The 20,219-nt window shown below is 60.8% G+C and carries 15 protein-coding genes and 1 pseudogene; 8 read left to right on the top strand and 8 right to left on the bottom strand.

Annotation, left to right across the window (positions count from 1 at the left end; translation table 11 throughout):
- Positions 1-88 precede the first annotated feature (88 nt).
- From A7D21_RS09390 to A7D21_RS09375, 4 genes are all read left to right on the top strand, one after another.
- Positions 89-652, top strand: a complete 564-nt coding sequence (locus A7D21_RS09390) for a GNAT family N-acetyltransferase (protein WP_053256137.1) — start codon at positions 89-91, stop codon at positions 650-652.
- A gap of 184 nt (positions 653-836) precedes the next feature.
- Positions 837-2,186, top strand: a complete 1,350-nt coding sequence (locus A7D21_RS09385) for a HAMP domain-containing sensor histidine kinase (protein WP_053256138.1) — start codon at positions 837-839, stop codon at positions 2,184-2,186.
- On the top strand, positions 2,171-2,554 hold the full coding sequence (locus A7D21_RS09380) for a response regulator (protein WP_053256521.1): 384 nt from the start codon (positions 2,171-2,173) through the stop codon (positions 2,552-2,554). The genes A7D21_RS09385 and A7D21_RS09380 overlap by 16 nt, the downstream gene beginning before the upstream one ends.
- Positions 2,555-2,563: 9 nt before the next feature.
- The gene (locus A7D21_RS09375) at positions 2,564-3,817 is read left to right on the top strand and encodes an EAL domain-containing response regulator (protein WP_069551571.1); all 1,254 of its coding nucleotides are present in this window, start codon (positions 2,564-2,566) and stop codon (positions 3,815-3,817) included.
- A gap of 26 nt (positions 3,818-3,843) precedes the next feature.
- Here A7D21_RS09375 and A7D21_RS09370 read toward each other — a convergent pair whose 3' ends face one another.
- Positions 3,844-4,842: a succinylglutamate desuccinylase/aspartoacylase family protein gene (locus tag A7D21_RS09370; RefSeq protein WP_069551570.1), complete on the bottom strand. Its 999-nt coding sequence runs from the start codon at positions 4,840-4,842 to the stop codon at positions 3,844-3,846.
- Between the two features lie 103 nt (positions 4,843-4,945).
- Between A7D21_RS09370 and A7D21_RS36195 the strand changes: the two are divergent.
- Positions 4,946-5,485: pseudogene (locus A7D21_RS36195) on the top strand (TetR/AcrR family transcriptional regulator); the annotation flags it as partial.
- Here the strand turns inward: A7D21_RS36195 and A7D21_RS09360 are convergent.
- From A7D21_RS09360 to A7D21_RS09330, 7 genes are all read right to left on the bottom strand, one after another.
- Positions 5,441-6,439, bottom strand: coding sequence for a DMT family transporter (locus A7D21_RS09360; RefSeq protein WP_069551569.1), 999 nt, complete (start codon positions 6,437-6,439; stop codon positions 5,441-5,443). The pseudogene A7D21_RS36195 and the gene A7D21_RS09360 overlap by 45 nt on opposite strands.
- Positions 6,436-7,134 carry an ABC transporter permease gene (locus A7D21_RS09355; RefSeq protein WP_053256142.1) on the bottom strand — a complete coding sequence of 233 codons (699 nt, stop codon included), beginning with the start codon at positions 7,132-7,134 and terminating at the stop codon, positions 6,436-6,438. The genes A7D21_RS09360 and A7D21_RS09355 overlap by 4 nt, the downstream gene beginning before the upstream one ends.
- A 7-nt stretch (positions 7,135-7,141) precedes the next feature.
- On the bottom strand, positions 7,142-7,846 hold the full coding sequence (locus tag A7D21_RS09350) for an ABC transporter permease (RefSeq protein WP_053256143.1): 705 nt from the start codon (positions 7,844-7,846) through the stop codon (positions 7,142-7,144).
- 1 nt (position 7,847) lies between these two features.
- Positions 7,848-8,702 (bottom strand): transporter substrate-binding domain-containing protein, encoded by an 855-nt coding sequence (locus A7D21_RS09345; RefSeq protein WP_069551568.1) that lies wholly within the window; start codon positions 8,700-8,702, stop codon positions 7,848-7,850.
- Between the two features lie 24 nt (positions 8,703-8,726).
- A complete protein-coding gene (locus tag A7D21_RS36475) occupies positions 8,727-10,721 on the bottom strand; it encodes an aminotransferase class I/II-fold pyridoxal phosphate-dependent enzyme (protein ID WP_069551567.1) in 1,995 nt (664 codons plus the stop codon).
- 174 nt (positions 10,722-10,895) lie between these two features.
- Complete coding sequence (locus A7D21_RS09335) at positions 10,896-11,651, bottom strand: CDP-diacylglycerol diphosphatase (RefSeq protein ID WP_069551566.1); 756 nt, start codon at positions 11,649-11,651, stop codon at positions 10,896-10,898.
- A gap of 86 nt (positions 11,652-11,737) precedes the next feature.
- Positions 11,738-12,691: an aldo/keto reductase gene (locus A7D21_RS09330; protein WP_053256147.1), complete on the bottom strand. Its 954-nt coding sequence runs from the start codon at positions 12,689-12,691 to the stop codon at positions 11,738-11,740.
- A gap of 113 nt (positions 12,692-12,804) precedes the next feature.
- Here A7D21_RS09330 and A7D21_RS09325 point away from each other — a divergent pair, with 113 nt between their 5' ends.
- The 3 genes from A7D21_RS09325 to A7D21_RS09315 all read left to right on the top strand — a co-directional run bounded on the left by A7D21_RS09325 (position 12,805) and on the right by A7D21_RS09315 (position 20,213).
- On the top strand, positions 12,805-13,773 hold the full coding sequence (locus tag A7D21_RS09325) for a LysR family transcriptional regulator (RefSeq protein ID WP_069551565.1): 969 nt from the start codon (positions 12,805-12,807) through the stop codon (positions 13,771-13,773).
- Positions 13,774-13,890: 117 nt separating this feature from the next.
- Positions 13,891-18,792, top strand: coding sequence for a glycosyltransferase (locus tag A7D21_RS09320; protein ID WP_083272173.1), 4,902 nt, complete (start codon positions 13,891-13,893; stop codon positions 18,790-18,792).
- Positions 18,793-18,863: 71 nt separating this feature from the next.
- Positions 18,864-20,213 carry a sodium:proton antiporter gene (locus A7D21_RS09315; RefSeq protein ID WP_069551564.1) on the top strand — a complete coding sequence of 450 codons (1,350 nt, stop codon included), beginning with the start codon at positions 18,864-18,866 and terminating at the stop codon, positions 20,211-20,213.
- Positions 20,214-20,219 lie beyond the last annotated feature (6 nt).

The following is a 20,219-nucleotide window of genomic DNA, read 5'->3' as shown; positions in this document are numbered from 1 at the left end:
CGCCGCGCACTGCGTAGCGAGGGCCTGCGTACGCACATTGTTGTCGACAGGGCGATGTTCCCTGCCGACCCCACCTCGGAGCCATCACATGCCTAGCCTCGCAGCACAAAACAGCCAAGCCGACGCCGTCTATGCGGCCATACCGCATGAACACTGGATCGAACAACTCGACGACGGCCGCCACGTACTGGTGCGCCCCCTGACCGCCGACGACCGTGAGCGGGAATACGCCTTCATCAAGGGTTTGTCCCGCGAGTCGCGGCACGCGCGTTTCCTTGGCGAAATCAACGAGCCCGGTAAAGCCCTGCTCGATCAATTGATGAGTGTCGATAACCAGCAACGCATGGCCTTTATCGCCCTGGTGCACGCCAACGGCACGCTGATCGAAATCGGCGTGGCGCGTTACGCCACCGCCAAGGAGGATGAGTGCGAATGTGCGGTTACTGTGGCCGACACATGGCAACGCCTGGGGTTGGGGCGCATTTTGATGCAGCACCTGATAAAGGCCGCGCGAGCCAATGGATTCAAACGGATGTATACGATAGATGCGGCGACCAACCTGCCACTGCGTGAACTGACGCATGCGTTGGGCTTCAACAGCGTCACAGACCCGGATGACCGTACTCAAATCATCAGCAGCGTGGCGCTCTGAGCGGCATGCCAGCGTGTACGGCTCATACACTCGTTTGAGTGTATGAGTACCGTGCTGATCGCAGCATCTGCTATTGTCCAAGGACCTCATCTCCTCCTCATCGCGTTCATGCGATTTTCTGTGAGCATGCTCTGCGGCCGTGTTCTGAATACGGTCGGGTCTGATATGCACGGAAAACACTGCATTGGACAATACCAACCCTGGCGCAGCCCCCGAATTACAATCGCGGGCCGAAAAAATCGTCGAGTTCAAACGCCAAAAGACCCTGCTCAAGACCGGCGCCCTGCAAGACGCAATCTTCAACAGTGCGTATTTTTCCAGCATCGCCACTGACGAAAAAGGCGTGATCCAGATCTTCAATGTTGGCGCCGAGCGCATGCTCGGCTATGCCGCCGACGATGTGCTCAACCGCATCACCCCCGCCGACATCTCCGACCCCGCCGAGCTGATTACCCGCGCCGCCGCCTTGAGCCTGGAGCTGGACACGCCGATCACGCCGGGCTTTGAAGCGCTGGTGTTCAAGGCCTCACGCGGCATCGAAGACATCTACGAACTCACCTACATCCGCAAGGACGGCAGTCGCCTGTCGGCCATGGTCTCGGTAACGGCCCTGCGCAATCGCCACGACACGATCATCGGCTACCTGTTGATCGGCACTGACAACACCGCGCGCAAACAGGAAGAAGCCGAGCGCAAAGGCTTTGAACGCGCGTTGGAAGAAAAGAACCTGGAACTGGAACACGCCAGCCACATGAAGTCCGAGTTTCTCGCCACCATGTCCCACGAGTTGCGCACGCCATTGAACGCGGTGATTGGCTTTTCAGAGGCGTTGAAGGATGGTTTGGTCGGCGACATGAGCGAGGTGCAGCGCGAGTACATCGGCGACATCTTCACCAGCGGCCAGCACTTACTGTCGTTGATCAACGACATTCTCGACCTGTCCAAGGTCGAGGCCGGGATGATGGACCTGGAGCTGGAGCCTGTGGAACTGGCGGGGTTGCTCGCCAACAGCTTGTTGATCGTGCGCGAAAAAGCCGCCTTGCAACGTATCCAATTGAAGCTGGAATGCGCGGACGATTTTGGCACCCTGGAACTGGACCTGCGCAAGACCAAGCAGATTATCTACAACCTGCTGGCCAATGCGGTGAAGTTCAGCGCACACGGCGGCTCCGTGACCCTGGCGGTCCGCGAGGTCAGCCTCGCGGATGTCGGCCACATCCCCGGCGACTGGCCTACCCACGGCTTCGACCTGCAACCCGGCACGCGCACGCAGTTCCTGGAGCTGAGTGTCAGCGACACCGGCATCGGGATCGCCGAAGACGACATGAGCAAGCTGTTCAAGGCCTTCAGCCAGATCGACAGCAGCCTGGCGCGTAAATTTGAAGGCACGGGTTTGGGACTGGCGATGGTCAAGCAACTCACCGATCTGCTCGGCGGCAGTGTCGCCGTGGCCAGCCGCGCAGGCTCGGGCGCGCGCTTTGTGGTGTGGCTGCCGCTGCACCGCGCGCCGGAGGCGGCATGGCTGAAATCCTGATCGTCGAAGACAACGAAGCGAACATGCGCCTGGCGCGGTTGTTGCTGGTCAATGCCGGGCACAGCGTGTTGTGGGCGGCGGATGCAGAAACCGGCCTGACCCTGGCGCGGGAACAACAACCGGCCCTGATTCTGATGGATATCCAGTTGCCGGGCATGGACGGCCTGGCCGCCACCTCGTTGCTCAAGCAGGACCCCAACACCGCACACATCCCGGTGATCGCCCTGACCGCCATGGCCATGAAGGAAGACCGCGAAAAGACCCGGCTAGCCGGTTGCGACGCCTACATCATCAAGCCGCTGCGCTACAAAGAGCTTTACCAGGTCATCGACACCTTGCTGCAACAGCACATCAGCCCCCACCTGTGAGTCCTCTCCATGGCCAGCCAACCCGCAACGCTGTTGATCGTTGACGACGAACCGCAGATTCGCAAGTTATTGGAAACCCTGCTGCAGCACGAGGGCTACCAGACCCTGAGTGCGAGCAGCGGTGAAGAAGCGTTGCAGATCGTGGCCCAGCGGCCGCCCGACCTGATCCTGCTGGACATCATGATGCCGGGCATGGACGGCTACGAGGTGGCCAGCCACTTGAAGGGCAACGAAACCACGGCAAGTATTCCGATCATCATGTTGTCGGCCCTCAGTGAACCGAGCGCGCGCGTCAGCGGGCTGGAAACCGGCGCCGAGGAGTTCATCAGCAAACCGGTAGAACGCGTCGAGCTGTGGCTGCGGGTGCGCAACCTGTTGCGGCTCAAGGAGCGCGGTGATCAATTGAAGGTCCATAACCTGATGCTGGAGCAGCAACTGCAACGGCAAACGGGCGAGCCCGCAGGCATGAGCGTGCACGACCTGGCGCGCCAGGATTTTGAAAATGCCCTGCGCCAGGCGGTGCGAAACCATGAGTTCACCCTGCACTACCAACCCAAGATCGAACTGGCTGGCGGGAACATATGTGCCCTTGAGGCCTTGTTGCGCTGGGAGCGTCCCAACTATGGCACGGTGTCGCCGGCGGTGTTTGTACCGGTACTCGAGAGCCTGGGCTTAATTGTGCAGGTCGGGCGCTGGGTGATCGACACCGTTTGCCAGCAAATCGCCGTGTGGCAACGCGGCCTGATTGGTGCCGTAGAGGTTTCGGTGAATGTCTCCGGGCATCAATTGATCGAGGGCGACCTGATTGCCGATATCGAACGCATCCTGAGGGAAACCGGGGTGGCGCCGCATTGGCTGGAGGTTGAACTGACCGAAGGCTCATTGATGGAAAACACCCAGCACACCATCGCCAGCTTGCAACGATTGCGCACACTGGGCGTAAAAATCTCCATCGATGACTTCGGCACCGGCTATTCAAGCCTGGCGTACCTGCGACGGTTCCCCATTGATACATTGAAGATCGATATCGCGTTCATCCGCGAAGTCACCACCAACCCGCAAGACGCAGCGATCACCCGCACCATCATTGAACTGGCCCATAGCCTGGGCTTACAAGTGGTCGCCGAAGGCGTGGAAACCCAGGAACAGCTGGCGTTTTTGAAGCAGGCCGGCTGCGATCAGATCCAAGGGTATCTGTTCAGCCGGCCATTGCCCGCAGACACCCTGGAGCGCCTTTTGCTGGAGCGCACGCCGCCGTTGTAACTGCGAGGTTCAATCAGCAGCGGTTGCTACGGGTCGAGCACCCCGCCGCTGTAACTGTCGGATAACCGCGTGCCGGTAAACTTCGCCACCACCGCGCCCTGTGCCACCAGGCGTTCGCGGTGGGCCGTGAGCATGCGCCCGGTTTGTGGGGCGTGCAAAATCACTTCTGACGCCGCATCCCCGGGCCGCCCGATGAGCCTGGCGAAACGCTCGCCCGCCTCGACCTGATCACCCAGGCCTTTCTCAAACACCAGCACACCGGCGCGGGGCGCCAGGATGGTTTCCATGCAGCCCATGTCCACTGCTTCGCCTTGCCATTCGCTGATGACCGCCACTTCGTCGATCACCCCGTTGATGCACAGCCACGCCCACAGGCCGTCGGCGTCCTGTTGCGCCAGGGCATCGCTGACGTCGGCCTGGCCACGCAATTCGACCGTGGCGGCCAGGCGCGGCGCGGCGTGATTGATGATGGTTTCCTCAAAGGAGCCGTCGCCGCCTTCATCCCAGACGATCACCACCTGCGCCTGCAGTGCCGCGGCCAGCGCCAGGCCTTGTTCGGGCCAGAAGCTGCGATGGATGTAGAGGTACGGCAATGCCTCATCGTCGGTGTGCAGGTCCAGCACCAGGTCGGCATCGGCGGCCAGTTGCAGCAGACTTTTTTGCCATTGCGCGAGGTTGCTCGCCGGGTGTTCCATCGCCAGGGCGTGATCGAAAGCGCGATTGAAGTTCTGCCCGGTAGCCTCGTGAAAGCGCCCCAGCAGTCGGCCCTGACGGAATTGGCCGATCCCAAACGGGTTGGCTTGCGGCACCACGGTCACCGTGCCTTTGAGGCGGCCCTGATCCCTGCAAGCTTGCAAACGCGGCAGCAGTTGGTGGAGCACCAGCATCCCGGCGATTTCATCGGCGTGCACGCCCGCTTGCAGGTGCACACGCGGCCCACTGCCGTCGCCGTCAAAGCGCCAGGCGCCGATGTGCAGCGCGTGGCCCGCATCGCCCGCCACCTGCCACGAAAGGTCGTTTGCCATGCCTTGCCCTCCTCCCATCATTTAATCGCTAGAGATTGAACACGCGTTCAACTAACCTGAGCATTCTGGTTTTTCATCACTGGTCTTCATCAAAGGCATCCCCGTGACCATCGACCCTCCCAAACTGCGCCGCGCCGACCCGGATGAACGCCGGGACTTGCTGATTGCCGCCACCCTGACCAGCCTCGCCCGCGACGGCCATGCGGGCATTTCCGTACGCCGGATTGCGGCTGAGGCCGGCGTTTCCGTGGGCTTGCTCAACCACCATTTCGGCAGCATCGACGCACTGATCGCCGAAACCTACCAAAAGCTCGCCAACGAATTGACCAGCGCGCTCTGGGCGCAAGTCGAACAGGCCGAAGGCGCCGCCGCGCGCCTGGATACCTTCCTCAGCGCGTCCTTTTCGCCGCGGGTGATGGACCCCGATCTGCTGGGCGTGTGGGTGGTGTTCTGGAGCCTGATCCGCCACTCGCCCCACGTGAACCAGTCCCACGAAAACAGCTACCGTGCCTACCTGGCATTGATCCAGCAGCTGCTGGACGACCTTGCCCGCAGCGAAAACCTGGTGATCCACGACAGCCATCTGGCGGCGATTGGCCTATCGGCGATGCTCGACGGACTCTGGCTTGAGGGGTGCCTCAACCCCGGCACTTTCAGCCCCGCCAACGGCTTGCACATCTGCCGATGCTGGGTACAGGGCTTGCGTTACGGTGCATTCGGCGCCGACCACATCGAGTGATTCGGGGTGGCGGGCGCTGAGCATGGCCAACGTCCCGCTGACTGCAATCAGCACTGCGCCGATGATCAGCGACAGGTCCATCGACGTGCCCCAGATCAGGCTGGATAACAGAAAAGCCCAGATCAACCCGGTGTACTCAAACGGTGCGAGCAAGGTCGCCGTGGCCCGCCGGAAACTCGCGAACAACAGAAACTGACCGATACCGCCGACCAGCCCCGCCGCCAACATGCCCAACCAGGCCGGGGTCGGCGCTGGGGTGTGCGTCCAGGGCAAGGTCAGGGCCATGCACACCACGAACACCACATTGGTGATGAGCATCTGCTCGAGCACCGAGGTGGTCGGGTCGACCTGGCGCAACTGGATATAGGTCAATGCCCAGCACAGCGCAGCGGTGAGGGTCAGGACGATCGGCACGGGGTCGAGCATAGTGCTCGGGCGACAGGCGATCACCACGCCGACAAAGCCGATGAGCAACGCGACCCATTGGCCACGGCTGGCGCGTTCCTTGAGGATCAGCGCAGCGAGCAACGTGACCATGATCGGCGCGGAGAAATACAAGGTGGTCATTTCCGCCAGGGTCAAGTCCTTGGCGGCGGTGTAATAAAGCAACCACGCCAGCAACGACAGCAACCCGCGAATGATCAGCAGCCGGCGGCTCACCGATGTGCATGCACGGCGCAATAAGCCCATGCGCCCAGCGATCACGCACGCGCCCACCACCACCAGGCTGCGCCAGAACAGAAGGGTGAACACCGAGTAATCAGCCACCAGCCATTTGATCGCCGCGTCCTGCAGCGCCAGAAACGCATAGGCCAGTGAACACAGGGCAATCCCTTGCAACGCGCGATCCTGTTTCATCCGAGCGACCTGCGCAGTGGCGTGCCGCGTCGTTCGGCGATGGCGTAAACGCCTTCGATCAGGAACGTCAGGCACAGGTAGACAGCGGCCACCAGCAACAGCGGTTGATAGATCTGCAACGTCTGCGCCCGCACCACGTTGGCCGCGCCCAGCAGGTCGACCACGGCAATCGTCGACGCGAGTGCGGTGGACTTAAGCAACATCACTGTCTCCCCCGCCAGGGTCGGCAGCAGCAGGCGCATCGCCCGGGGCAAGCGCACGCGCAATAACGCCTGGCGTGGCGTCATACCGAATGCCGAGGCGGCCTCCATCTCGCCCTTGGGCACCGCCAAAAGGCCGCCGCGAATCACTTCACCAACATAAGCGCCCACCGACAGCACCAGGGCAAAGACGATGTACCAATACCCGTCGCGCAGGAATGGCCACAGGAAGCTGGTGCGTATCAGCGGAAACTGGGCGAACAAACTGCCCAGCCCGTAGTAGAAGATATAGATCTGGATCAACAGCGGCGTGCCCCGCAGCACACTGGTGTAGGCCAGCGCCCCCCGGGCCAGCCACTTGCGCCGTGACAAACGCGCCAACGCCACCAGCACCGCCAGGACGAAGCCGAGCACCGCCGAGATCGCCAGCAAGGACAAGGTAATCTGCAGCCCCTTGGCAATCAGCCCCGCGTAGTCACTTATCCATTCAGGCATAGCCCACTCACTCGACAACCGGCATCCAGCGACGAATACGTCGCTCCAGGCGCCCGGACAGGTAGTTGGAAGCCAGCGTCACCAGGTAATACAAGGCGGCGGCCGTTAGGTAGAACAGTAAGTATTGACGGGTCGAACCCGCCGCCTGCTTGGCGGTGTAGAGCAATTCGTTGGTGCCGACCACACTGATCAAGGCGCTGTCCTTGATCAGGTTGATCCACAGGTTGGACATGCCGGCCAGGGCGTACGGCGCCATGATCGGCAGGGTCACCCGGCGGAACAGGCCCATGCCGCTCAAGCCAAAGGCCCGCGCCGCTTCAATCTGGCCATGGGGAATCGCCAGGATTGCCGCACGGAAAATCTCCGACGCGTAGGCGCCCTGCACCAGCCCCAACACCAGGATCGCCACCAGCGGGCCGCTGATGTTCACCTGCTCGAACCCCAGCCACAGCATCAACGCGTTCAGGCCCATGGAACCTGCGTAGTACAGCAGCAGGATCAGCAGTAACTCCGGCACCGCGCGAAACACCGTGGTGTAGCCGCGCATCAACAAGGCGATCGGGCGTGGCGCGCTGAGCTTGGCGCAGGCCACGACCAGGCCGATCAGCAACCCCACGGCGAACGCGCCGGCGGAGATTTGCAGGGTCATCCATAACCCTTTTAACAGCGCGTCACCCCATCCCTGTTCGCCGAAGCGGAGAAGGTCGAACATCTTATTCGGTCTTCTGGGCGATTTGCTGATAAGGGCTGTCGCAGACTTTGCTCACATACGCCGGGGTGTCGGCACGCTTGCACGGGCTGACCGACACGCCGAAGTAATGCTGGGACAGGTCATCAAAAGCCTTGCTCACCAGCAGCTCGCCGATGGCCGTGTCGAGGCGGGCCTTGAGCGCGGTGTCTTCCTTGCGTAAACCGGCACCGACGCCACGCCCGATGATCGGGTCGTAGGGCACGCTGGCGATGTGCGCCAGGCCACTGGCCTCGGGGGTCTTGACCATCATCGCGATCGCGGTGTCGTCAGCCATCATGTAGTCGATACGGCCTGCGATAAGGTCGGCGTTGGCCGATTCCTGGGTGTCGTAGTACTTAATGTCGGCGATGTTTTCGTAATACTTCTTCAGGTAATTGGCGCTGACGGTGGAGATTTGCACACCGATCAACTTGCCCTTGAGGCCTTGAGGGGTAATGTCCACCGTCGCGCCCTTGGGCCCCGCCACACCCAGCAGCGAGTCGTAGTAGGCGCGACTGAAGGCGATCTGTTTTTCACGCTCATCGGTCACCGACATCGATGAGAAGATCACGTCGATCTTCTTGGCCAGCAGCGACGGGATGATGCCATCCCACGCCACTTCCTTGATCTGGCATTCGGCTTTCATGCCTTCGCAGAGCTTGTGGATCAGGTCCACTTCAAAGCCCGACCACTCGCCATTCCCGCCTTTTACGGTGAACGGTGGATAGGGTTCCGCCGCCACCGCAAACACGATGGGTTTCTCCGCCGCCAGCGTAAAACCTGCGGCCAACATCAACACTGCACCGCCCAACCAGCTTGCCATGGGTCTTGAGTTCATGATTTGCCCCGTCTTTGTGTGGAGTTAGCGCGCTTGATGCGCGTTGACGAACTGCCGGCAACGCTCACTGCGTGGGTCGATAAACACCGAGTCCGGCGTGCCGGTTTCTTCGATCATGCCTTGGTGCAGAAAAGCGACTTTGGAGGACACATCCCGGGCGAAGGCCATTTCATGGGTGACCAGGATCATGGTGCGGCCTTCTTCGGCCAGAGAGCGGATAACGCGCAGCACTTCGCCGACCAGTTCCGGGTCGAGGGCCGACGTGGGTTCGTCGAACAGCATGACTTTGGGACGCATGGCCAACGCGCGGGCAATCGCCACCCGTTGCTGCTGGCCGCCGGAGAGAAACGCCGGGTATTCGTTGCGCTTGGCGGCGAGGCCGACGCGATCCAGCAAGGCTTCGGCGCGTTCGATCGCTTCGGCGCGGCTTTCACGCAGCACCTGGGTCGGGGCTTCGATGAGGTTTTCAAGCACGGTGCGGTGGGGCCACAGGTTGAAGTTCTGGAACACCATGCCGAGGGTCGAGCGGATGCGCACCAGTTGCTTGGCATCCGCCACCAGCGGCGCACCGGGCATGCCGTAATTGAGCTTGATGCTTTCGCCGTCGACATGAATGCTGCCTTGATCCGGCACTTCGAGCATGTTGATGCAGCGCAACAAGGTGCTCTTGCCCGAACCGCTGGCGCCGATCAGCGAGATCACCTCGCCTTCGCGAGCCGTGAGGGAAATGCCCTTGAGCACGTCGATATTGCCGAAACGCTTATGCAGGTCGATGACTTCAATCATCTTCCTGGCTTCGACCGGCGGCAGCACTTCACGCGCTGGCGCAGCCGCGACTCGCGGCTCACCGGCAAGCCTGGCAACAAACCCGGCAATACGCTGGCAAGCCTCGGCCAGGCGTGCCTCGCCGAGGGTAAACGACAACCGCACAAAGCCTTGCGCCGGCTCACCAAACGCGGCGGCATCGAGCACCGACACGCCCGCCTCTCGGAATAACCGCCAGGCAAAATCCAATGAGCCCAGACCGGTGCCGCGCACATCCATCAACACGAACATGCCTGCTTGCGGCGCCTGCACCTTGATCCCCGGGCACGCGCCGAGGCCGGTCACCACCAGGTCACGGCGCCGCCGGTAGATCTCGCGCATGCCCTGCGTCACCTGATCATGGGCCAGCACCGCCGCCGTGGCAGCCTCCATCACAAACCCGGGCAAGCCATAGAGCATGCTCAACACCAGGGTTTCTGCATGCGCAACCATCTGCGGCGCCGCGATGATCCAACCGATGCGCCAGCCGGTCATGGCATGGGATTTGGACAAGCTGCCAATCACGATGCAGCGTTCGGCCATGCCCGGCAGTGCGGCGAGGCTGTGGTATTCACCGTCGAACACCAGGCTTTCATACACCTCATCCACCACGACCCAGAGGTCATGGGCGTTGGCCAGGTCGGCGATGGCTTGCAATTCCTGCGGGTTAAGGACCACGCCGGTGGGGTTGTTCGGGTTGGAGAAGAAAATCGCCCGGGTACGTGGCGTAATCGCCGCGCCGAGCGCCTGCGCATCCAGGCGAAAGCCCGACTCCGGCGAACACGGCACGCGCACCAGCGTTGCACCGCTGGCCTTGAGCGTGGCTTCGTAGGTGACGTACATCGGGTCGAGCACCAGCACTTCATCACCGGCTTGCAGCAGGCACAACGAGCTGATGAACAGCGCGTTCTGTGCACCGGGCACGATGATGACGTTTTCGGCAGCCACCGGCCGCGACAGGGTGTTGCTGTAGCGTGCTGCGACGGCGTCGCGCAATGGGGGGCGGCCAGGGATTTCGGTGTAGTGGGTATCACCGTCGCGCAGTGCACTGACGGCCGCGTCGGTAATAAAGGAAGGCGTGGCAAAATCCGGATCGCCGACGCTGAGGATGATGATGTCCTCACCCTGGCTGGCGGCGTGGAACGCGGCGTGGTGGATGTCCCAGGCGGCGACGCCCTGCCCTGCAATTCGCTCAACAAAGGGGGAAAACCGCATGCCAGAGCCTCTCGTTCAAGAAGAAAAAGCGCGAACCCGTTTGCGCACAAAGGGGTGGATGCGGTCAACATAGTGCAAACTGAACAGTCGTTCAATGGATACGTTTGCGGGGTGTCGTTTATCGAGCGAACAGGTCGCAGTCAGTGTTTTAACCACCTCGTCGCGACAGTGGGCTCAGCGCGCGGTCATCAGGTCACAGTGACGGTCCTGTAATTCCTCGGCCGACCCCAGGTTCAGTTCACTCAGCGCCAGGTGTGTGGTCAACAACACAAAACTGCCGTCTGCGCGGGGTGCCATCAGCAAGCTGTATTGGCTCATGCTCGCGCCCTGGGCATCGACATATGCACGCAACACGACCAAGGGGTCGAGCGCATCGGCGTCCGCCGCCGTCAGCGTGCGGGCACTGTATGTGTGCCCGATCAATCGAGCCGGCAGTACCCGCCATTGTTCGTTGAGGGTGCTGCTTTGCTGGGTGAGCACGGCAAAGATATCCGCGCGCAGGCAGGCGATATGCAGATGCAACTGGTTCTGCGTACGGCCGTAACGGGAGTTGATCGCGACCGAAATGAACGCGTCGGGAATCGGCTTTTTCAGGCCATCCGACAACACACTGCGGTGCCGCCAGGCTTGAGTAAAGTAATGCGGCAGCAAGTCACGGCCCAACGCGGCGTCTTCGATGCCGGTGATTTTATCCACCGGAATCAGCAGATCCTGCAGTGGGCCGTTGCGGTCTTTTAACAGGGTGTAGCCACGGTCCAGATCGACCGCCAGGCAAGGGCTGGGGGTGTGCTGCTGTTGCAGGTTGGGCACGCATTGCCGGCTGACGATTTGCCACAAGGCGTCGGGATTGCCCCGCCATTGCCAGGCACCGAGCAACGCCAACCCAACCAACCCACCACCGACGAGCTTGAATACGGTACCGCGCTTCATGCAAAAACCTCTACGCACAGGGAGGGTGTTTTGTTACCGACAGCCCTGTCATAACCCTAACGTTTTAAGGGTGTCATCGAATCCGGCTAGCGCGGATTGTTCAGCTCGCTGGCGATGATACGGTCGATATGTGTCAGGTCTTCGGCACTCAAGCGCCAGCCAAACGCCTCGTCAACCCCGTTCAGTTGCTCGGGAGTACGGGCGCCCCACAGCGCGATGGTCGGGCCTTGGTCCAGTACCCAGCGCAAGGCCAACGCGAGCACCGACTTGCCATGACATTCACGGGCATAGCTATCCAGCGCCGCCACGGCCGCCAGGTATTGCTCAAAACGCGGCGCGGTGAATTTCGCGTCGAGCGTGCGTTTGTCATCGTCGGCAAAACAGCTGGCCGCATGCAGGCTGCCGGTCAGCAAGCCACGGCATAACGGGCCATAGGCCAACACCACCAGCGAATGTTGCTTGGCATACGGCAGAAGGTCGCAGTCGATGGCGCGCTCAAACAGGTTGTACGGCGGCTGTACGGTGGCCAACGGGGTATGCCGGCTGAAATCGTTGATGTGTGCGCAAGAGCAGTGGCTGGCGCCGACGGCAAGGATCTTGCCCTCGCGGCGCAGGCTCTCCAACGTATCGGCAGTTTCCTGGCGGGCCAGCAACGCATCGGGCCAATCAACCTGGTACAGGTCGATGTAGTCCGTTTCCAGCCGCACCAATGAGTCTTCCACCGCTTTGCGAATGCGCTGCGCCGTCGCCTGGCGCCAAGGCGAGCCATCATCCCATTGCACGCCCGCTTTGGTGGCGATCACCGCACTGTGGCGCTGGCCGCGCAGTGCCTTGCCGATCAGCGTTTCGCAAAGGCCAAGGCCGTAGACTGGCGCGCTGTCGATCAAGTTGATGCCGCAGTTCAACGCATGGCGAATCGTTCTGATCGACTGCTCGTTATCCGCGCCGCCCCACAAATGCCCGCCCATGGACCAGGTACCGAGGGCAATCCGCGCGACGGGTTTGTCGATGCCGGCAATCCGGAGGGTCTCGATGCGCATTAAAAATGACCCCTGCCGGTAACGCGACGTATAAAAGCCATTACTCTAGATCATCCAAGGTTGAATAGGGCTCAACGCCGCGTGCAACCGAACCGCTATAAAGGAGGCTTGTAATGGCGGCTTTCAATCGTTCCGAATTGGCCGATCTCAATGTGTTCATGACGATCATCCGGCGCCGCAGTTTTCGCCATGCGGCCCACGAACTGGGGGTCACCACGTCGGCGTTAAGCCATACCATGCGCAACCTGGAAACGCGCCTCGGGGTCAAACTGCTGTACCGCACCAGCCGCGCCGTGGAGCCCACCGACGCCGGCACCCTGCTAGCCGAAAAGCTGCGCCAGGGTTTTGCGATGATCCAGGATGGCCTCGACACACTCGACCTGCACCGCGAATCGCCCATCGGCCGCCTGCGCCTCAACGTGCCACGCGATGCGGCGGCGCTGCTGCTGGCGCCGATCCTGGGTGAATTCACCAACGCCTATCCGCAACTGCGCCTGGACGTGATCGTCGAGGACGCCATGATCGATATCGTTGCCGAAGGCTACGACGCGGGCATCCGTTATGGCGCCACCGTGCCGCAGGACATGGTGGCGGTGCCGCTGACCGGGACGTTGCGCTGGATCATGGTCGCCTCGCCCGCTTACCTTGCACGCTGCGGTATACCGCAGGCCCCCCAAGACCTGCTGCAGCATTCGTGCATCCGCATGTACCTGGGCGATAAAACCCCCTACAAATGGGAACTGGGCAACGGCCCGAGGCAGCAACGTATCGACGTGCCCGGGCATTTCAGCGCTGCCGACACCGAGACCATCGTCAACGCCGCGCTGCAAGGCGTGGGGGTTGCTTATTGCCTATCCAACCGTGTGCAACAGGAAATGGCGGACGGCCGTCTGGTAGAGGTCATGCCGGACTGGGCCTGCCTGGGTCAACCGCTGTGCATGTACTACTCCAGCCGCCGCCAGTCACAGCCGGGGTTGCGCCAATTGATGGACATGATCCGCCTGAAAACCATCGGCTCGTCGCTGATGGAGCAATACATCGAGCCTGCGCCCGCAGGCTGGCCTGGAAGGAGCGAAATATAGGGTAACCACATAATCGGCGGGCCAAGGGAATCAATCTGCGTTGGGCGTTACGCAAGGGCAATGCTTCGTTAGCCGCTAAGGCCGAGGCTGTGTTTCCATACGCCATAGGACTGCCCCATGCACCGTATATCCAATCAACTCATCGCCGCCCCTAACCCTGCTCCAGCCCTGCCTCTACTGCCGCCGCTTTCAAGACAAAAACGCGACACCGCTGCCCCGCTGGAAGAAGAGGCCACCACGCGTGCCGGCGGAGACCGGGCGTTGGCAGCGCAATACGCGATGGCCCTGAACCTGGCCGGCCGTCGTATCAAGGTTGATGACTTCGATTACATTCCTGCCCATTCCACCTTTGGCCAATGGTGGCGGCACTTACATGACACCTTCCAGTCACCTGACGTTCAGCAGTGGATTCGAGCCGAGGGTATCGACACCAGCACAATAAAAATCGACCCGGCGTCAGCTCAAATAACCTTCTGCCTGGAACGTTCCCGTGACCCGCAACGCACATTACACACCCTGGGCCAGGACGACAGCCAGTGGGCCGCTATCAGCGGGCCTATCCTTCAAGCAGCCCAGCTCATCGGCCTCAATTCGCACATTGCGCCTCCGGTCAATAGCCCGGACGTACCGGTGCCCTGGTGGCTAGTCGGGCGTTTTTATCAGGAATCGCAGACGCTGACCCTGGCTGGCATGCTCAAACGCGGCAACGAAATCAGCCGCAACCCTAACTTTGATCGCCTCGATCCAAGCCGCTGCGCGGATCAGATCAAGTCGACCAGCGAGGACGCCCTCCAGAATCAGCAAGCGATTCTGGGCGACATCCACAACCGCTACCGGGCAGGCGCTGTGCTGCAACGCCTGGCGATGGCGCTGGAAAATGGCAGCGCAGCGGTCGAGCAACTCCAGGCCGAGCTGCAACAAACGATCCCGCTTGCGGCCGTCAGTACCTACCGGTCAGGGGGCATTACCGCCGCCAATGAAGTCAGCCTGCAGCAATTTCTGCAGGACCATGGCTGGGACGTCCCCACCACCCCAGAGCAACTGCAGAATCTGGCCAGCGCCCTCCTCAGCACAGACCTCAAAGCCGCCGCCCATGGCAATCTGGGCGGCGCGCTGACGTGGCCCGAACCGCTTGCGCATGACCACCAGGCACAACTGAGGATGGCTATACGCGAAGGAACATTCGGCGACCTCACGCTGAAACCCTTCAAGCATGTCCTCGACTATCTGCTCAACGGCAGACCGATCAGCGCTGAAGAACAGCTCAACCCGCGGCCACTCATCGACAGTTTGGTCAGCTCCCCCAGAGGCAAGGCCCTGGGCGAGGCGATTCAAGCCACATTCGAGGCGCGCTCGGTAAAAGGCAGCGCCACCGACTGGTTGCTGGCGGCCTTGGGCGTGGGGAAATACAGCGACAGCCGCGGTGAAGCAAGTATTGACGGCTACCCACTGGTCTCAGCCAATAACAGCCACCAATCGGCATCTGCGGTGGTCAAGGCGCTGGAGGAGCATCTCTTCGCCAACGGCCTCGCCTCCTCCGTGCCGGCAGCATCAGTACAGGCCTACCTGATGCTCGCCAGTCGCGCGCCGCAGTTTCTGGTCAAGGGCATCCCGAAACAAGTGACGATCGGTTCCCACAGCTGGGTCAGCTTCACCACGGCGGTTGCTCGCGAGGAAGCCAAAGCGCCAGGCTCGACAGCCCTCCGGGACTACGCGCAAATCATGCTGGCGGCCAACGCGGCACCGATCTCGCACGAGGAACGCCAGATTGAATATGCCGCCCAGAACGAGGCGATCAAAGCCTGGGCCGTTCCCAATGGTCTGGGCTATCCGACAACGGATACCGCCCTGTCCGAGGTGCGCAAAGCGTTCGACCAGCATGTCAGCGAAATGAGCGAAGCGGCCGCACTGCCGGACCCCGAGACGCCGATGACGAAAAAGATTGCCCTCGGGCATTTGAAAAAAGCCTTCCCGACCATTGACCCCGCGCTGTTCGAGAACAAGTGCATCACTTCGCAACCCTACACCCACTGGTACCCCGGCCCCTATTCACTGTTGGACCTGTACATCGATGGCAGAGCGCTCAGGTCGCCGCCGCCCGATTCCGATACCGGAAAGCCTGGGGTCTGGGTTTCATCATCCGACCAGATAGATATCAACGACGTGCTGCCAAGGCTCAAACCCTTGCCGGATCCAATCAAGCAGTTCAATGAGGACTTTCGCAATTACGCTGACGCGGTCAAAAAGATCACCGGCGCGCAACTCAAACTATTGATTTCCAAACTGCCGCTGGAAGACCGCCAGAATCTGGAGTTTGGCGAAATCGCCGTGCGCAGAGAAATTGACTACGACAGCCCCGATCAACCCCTGCGTACTGAAGCCGGCGTGCTGCTGGTCGAGACCCGGCGCACCGTCAACGGCCGAGTCAGCGTCATGACGTATGCAATCGACCGACTGCAGGGCACTGTCACCCGGCGACCGGGCAAGGTCTATAAAGAAAACCGGCCGACCGAGGGTTGGTATCCTGCACGAGGTAAACGATACGACAGGATAAAACCCGAAGGTCAGTACCCCGCTGGAATCACCGATGAAAGCCAGGCTGGCAATGGTGTGCCGAAGAGCGTTGCGAGTGCCAGAACCCAGTACCTGGTCGACGCAATGATCATGGACATGGAACTGCCTGCGGTGGGCGCCTATGCCAGGGGCACCACGACCTATCAGACGGAACACGCGACATACGAAGCCATCGGCGAGGCTATTCTGGGCCTGATCCCGTTCAGGTCCGCGATCAAGAATTTCAGCGAGGGCAAGACGGCTGGCGGTGCGGTCGACCTGGCGTTCGATATTTTTGGTTTTCTGGTCGGTGTGGGTACCGCTGCCAAGGCCGCAAAAGGCGCCTTGGCGGGTGCTTCCGCGTTATCAAAAGCGGCCCAGGTGCTAAAGATTCTAGGGCGCGCGACCATTGGTGCGCTGAACCCGTTGGGCGGTATTGATGACCTCGCGCTGGGGGCCGCCAGGGGCGTAAAGTTTGTCGCCGGCAAGGCCCATAAAGGGGTCAATTACCTGCGCGGTTCGTACCGCAGTCTCAACCTGTTGGAATTGGCAAAAAAGGCCGATATCGCGGAAGGAACATTCAGGGCGCTCAACAGCACGCGCAGCAGCAAGGCCCTGGCTAAGTTCGATGAGGCAACCCATCAGTGGTACGCCTTGGATCCGCACACCAAACACGCCTACGGCAAACCACTGGAGAACTTCGTTCCGGATCTACCCAAGCCGGGCGACGCGAACAGTTTGCGCGCAATCGCCAGTGACGACGCAATCCAGACTGCAAGCGAACAGCACGGCCTGGCGGCAACCGGCACGGTCAAGGTGGGGCAAGAAACAGTCGAGCGCCAGGCGGTTATGTTTCAGGGCAATTGGCATGAATACGATACGGTAAAGAAACGTGCCATTGGCCCGCCCCTGAAAGACTTTAACCCCAACCGCATTGCGGCCAGTGGAGAAGTTCGCTCACTGGACGATCTACACGGCTATGAAAGCCGCTACATCGCGACCGATGAACTATCGCCCAAAGGCTTGCAGAACAACGTGTTTGTGGGCCGCAGTCGAAAGGAATATGTGAAGGTTGATGGCAGGCTGTTTGAGTCGCAGGTAAAGGACGGCCAGCGCGTCATCTGCCATCCGAAAGGCACGAGCCCCGATATACCTGTCACCGACCTGGGTTCGTCCGGGTGGGCACCCTCCTCCCGTGCCGAACGTCTGTTGGGCGGTGCGGGGGCTCCACCGACGCCTTTCAGGTTAGGGAATAGCACCTACGTCGTGCCGATGGATGATATCAAGCGTGTGGAAACCTCAGGCAGTCCATTCAGGATCAACTACAAAGGCGCCGATCAGGACGTTGCCTTCGACAGCGTGGCCGGCGCATGGAGAAGTACCGACGAACACGCTCCGCAGTATTTCTGGCGAAGTGGCAACGGCAAATGGCAAGGGGGAACACTTGAGGAATACAAAAAGGCTAAAAAAGTCAGCGCCCACCACTATCACTTTGTTGAGGTTTCCTCGATTCCCAGAATTCCAACACAGTTGGCGCCCGTGCCCAAGACCCTGAACTATTTTTGGGCAGGCCAGGAGCTGCCAGACAACCTGATCGATAACATCGCCAAAAACGCCACCCGCGCCCCCGCGTATAAATCAGTCCTGCACGTGGACGCCGACAGCCCGGCTGTGTTTGAACAGATAAAAAGCACACTCAAGGATAAAGTGCCTGGCGTGACGGTGCTCAACCTGAATGAAGATGCCGCATTCAAGCAGCTCATGAACGGCGAAATGTACAGCTACTTCCGACGCGGGCAAGGACAAAATCTGGCTGCAGCTTCGGATGTAGCCCGCTACCCAATCATGAATAAGCACGGTGGTTTTTACCTGGATACCGATGATCTTATCCAATCCAACGTCGATGCCGTCGCTGTAACTGCGGGCGCCGACGACGTGCTGCTCGGTGCGTCAGTGACGCACCACGTGACTGACTATAAATCCTTTTATAACACCAGCAACTTTGCTACTCGCCCCGCCAACCCAGTGCTTGACGAGGTGATCAAGGAGATGGCTAAACGGTTTGAGGCTAACAAAGCCTACTTTGCCGCCCATCGGCCAACGGCCACTCGAGGCCCGGATGGCGCTGTCCAATACACCCCGGAGTTCACAGAATATGAGGCGAACATATTCGATACCGTGGGGCCGAACCTGTTTAATGACATCCTTAGAACGAAAAGACCCGACATGTACGACCTGGGTTTGGATGGCCTCGGCAAAGAAGCAAAGCGCATCGATGGACAACTCGTCTCGCAGGGTCCGATCGTCAACATTGAACACAGCATGAGAGAGGCGTATACGCGTCAGGGCCTTGTGCCGCCAATCACACTGCGCTATCAGTTACTGAAGACCAAAGAGCATTACTTCCCGCTTAACTTAAAGTTCAGAGTCAAAATTGGCGCTAATCATTCCTGGGCCGATAAGTGATCGAACCCGATTGAACCTGCACCGCGCCGTGGTCCTCCAACGGAGATAAACCACGGCCTGGTGCACGCTCGATGACTTTTATTCTGTGGATGGCCGTACTGGGCACTGTGTTGCTCACGCTCGCCCTCACCTCTTCCTATTTGCGCTGGATGCCGGTGACCACCTCAGCGGTGTGCCTGTTGCTGGGCGTAGCCATCGGCCCGCTGGGTGTGGACCTGTTGCACCTGGATATCAAAAACTCGGCGCGCTGGATGGAACACCTGACCGAAGTGGCGGTGTTGTTTTCCTTGTTCGTCAGCGGTTTGAAACTGCGCCTGCCTCTCAGGCATCGCACATGGCGGATCGCGTTTGGTATGGCGGGCCCGGTGATGCTGTTGACCATCCTCGGGGTGTGCCTGGCACTGCATTACGTGTTCGCGTTGTCCTGGGGCGTCTCGTTGTTGGTGGGTGCGATACTCGCGCCGACCGACCCGGTGTTGGCGGGGTTGGTCCAGGTCAACAATGCGCAGGACTATGACGCACTGCGCTTTGGCCTGTCCGGCGAAGCCGGCTTGAACGATGGCACCGCCTTTCCCTTCGTGATCTTTGCCCTGCTGTTCATGCAGCACGCCGGGTTTGACGGTGACTGGTTCGGTGGCTGGGTGCTGAAAAACCTGCTGTGGGCGGTGCCGGCCGGGCTGTTGATCGGCTACTGGATGGGCCGTGGCATCGGTCGCGTGACGCTATGGATGCGCATCAGCAATGAAGACAGCACGCTGTCCCCGAACGACTACCTGACCCTGGCGTTGATTGCGCTGGCCTATGTGGCCGCTGAGGCGGTGGGCGGCTATGGCTTTCTGTCGGTATTCGCCGCCGGGCTGGGCTTGCGCCAAGCGGAGTTCAGGTCCACGGGCCACTCGGTGACCCCATCGGAACATCTGGCACTGCCGGTGGTGGGCCACCTGGAGGTGGCGCCTGAGCGCGCCCTGCAAGGCGATGTCAGCGAACTGGCGGATACGCAGATCGCCGCTGGCGTGATGATGGGCGACATGCTCTCGTTCGGCAGCCTGGTGGAGCGTTCGATGGAGGTGTTTCTGGTGACGGTGTTGGGCATTGTGCTGATCAGTCACTGGGATTGGCGCGCACTGCCGGTGGCCGCGCTATTGTTCTGCGTGATTCGCCCCGTGAGCGTGCTGGCGATGCCTTGGGGCCGTTTGATCGATTACCGACAACGCGGTTTGATCGGCTGGTTCGGCATTCGCGGGATCGGCAGCATTTACTACCTGTTCTACGCGCTCAATCATGGGCTGGGCGGCACCAACAGCGCGGTAGCGGTGAACCTGACAGTGTCGGTAATAGCCTTGAGCATCGTCGTTCATGGGTTGAGCACGCAGCCGATGCTGGCGTGGTATGAACGACGAGCCAAGGTGCACGCTGAATAGGCAACC

Source organism: Pseudomonas sp. AP19, assembly GCF_001728855.1.
Taxonomy (GTDB): Bacteria; Pseudomonadota; Gammaproteobacteria; order Pseudomonadales; family Pseudomonadaceae; genus Aquipseudomonas; species Aquipseudomonas fluorescens.
Note: the sequence above shows the minus strand (reverse complement) of the source record. Positions and strands in the feature narration are given on the sequence as shown.

What these genes read in the sequence shown, in the direction of transcription:
- A7D21_RS09315 (WP_069551564.1), top strand. Translation starts at nt 18,864, where the DNA reads ATGACTTTTATTCTGTGGATGGCCGTACTGGGCACTGTGTTGCTCACG.
- A7D21_RS09380 (WP_053256521.1), top strand. Translation starts at nt 2,171, where the DNA reads ATGGCTGAAATCCTGATCGTCGAAGACAACGAAGCGAACATGCGCCTG.
- A7D21_RS09390 (WP_053256137.1), top strand. Translation starts at nt 89, where the DNA reads ATGCCTAGCCTCGCAGCACAAAACAGCCAAGCCGACGCCGTCTATGCG.
- A7D21_RS36475 (WP_069551567.1), bottom strand. Translation starts at nt 10,721, where the DNA reads ATGCGGTTTTCCCCCTTTGTTGAGCGAATTGCAGGGCAGGGCGTCGCC.
- A7D21_RS09345 (WP_069551568.1), bottom strand. Translation starts at nt 8,702, where the DNA reads ATGAACTCAAGACCCATGGCAAGCTGGTTGGGCGGTGCAGTGTTGATG.
- A7D21_RS09325 (WP_069551565.1), top strand. Translation starts at nt 12,805, where the DNA reads ATGGCGGCTTTCAATCGTTCCGAATTGGCCGATCTCAATGTGTTCATG.
- A7D21_RS09370 (WP_069551570.1), bottom strand. Translation starts at nt 4,842, where the DNA reads ATGGCAAACGACCTTTCGTGGCAGGTGGCGGGCGATGCGGGCCACGCG.
- A7D21_RS09360 (WP_069551569.1), bottom strand. Translation starts at nt 6,439, where the DNA reads ATGAAACAGGATCGCGCGTTGCAAGGGATTGCCCTGTGTTCACTGGCC.
- A7D21_RS09350 (WP_053256143.1), bottom strand. Translation starts at nt 7,846, where the DNA reads ATGTTCGACCTTCTCCGCTTCGGCGAACAGGGATGGGGTGACGCGCTG.
- A7D21_RS09330 (WP_053256147.1), bottom strand. Translation starts at nt 12,691, where the DNA reads ATGCGCATCGAGACCCTCCGGATTGCCGGCATCGACAAACCCGTCGCG.
- A7D21_RS09320 (WP_083272173.1), top strand. Translation starts at nt 13,891, where the DNA reads ATGCACCGTATATCCAATCAACTCATCGCCGCCCCTAACCCTGCTCCA.
- A7D21_RS09335 (WP_069551566.1), bottom strand. Translation starts at nt 11,651, where the DNA reads ATGAAGCGCGGTACCGTATTCAAGCTCGTCGGTGGTGGGTTGGTTGGG.
- A7D21_RS09355 (WP_053256142.1), bottom strand. Translation starts at nt 7,134, where the DNA reads ATGCCTGAATGGATAAGTGACTACGCGGGGCTGATTGCCAAGGGGCTG.
- A7D21_RS09375 (WP_069551571.1), top strand. Translation starts at nt 2,564, where the DNA reads ATGGCCAGCCAACCCGCAACGCTGTTGATCGTTGACGACGAACCGCAG.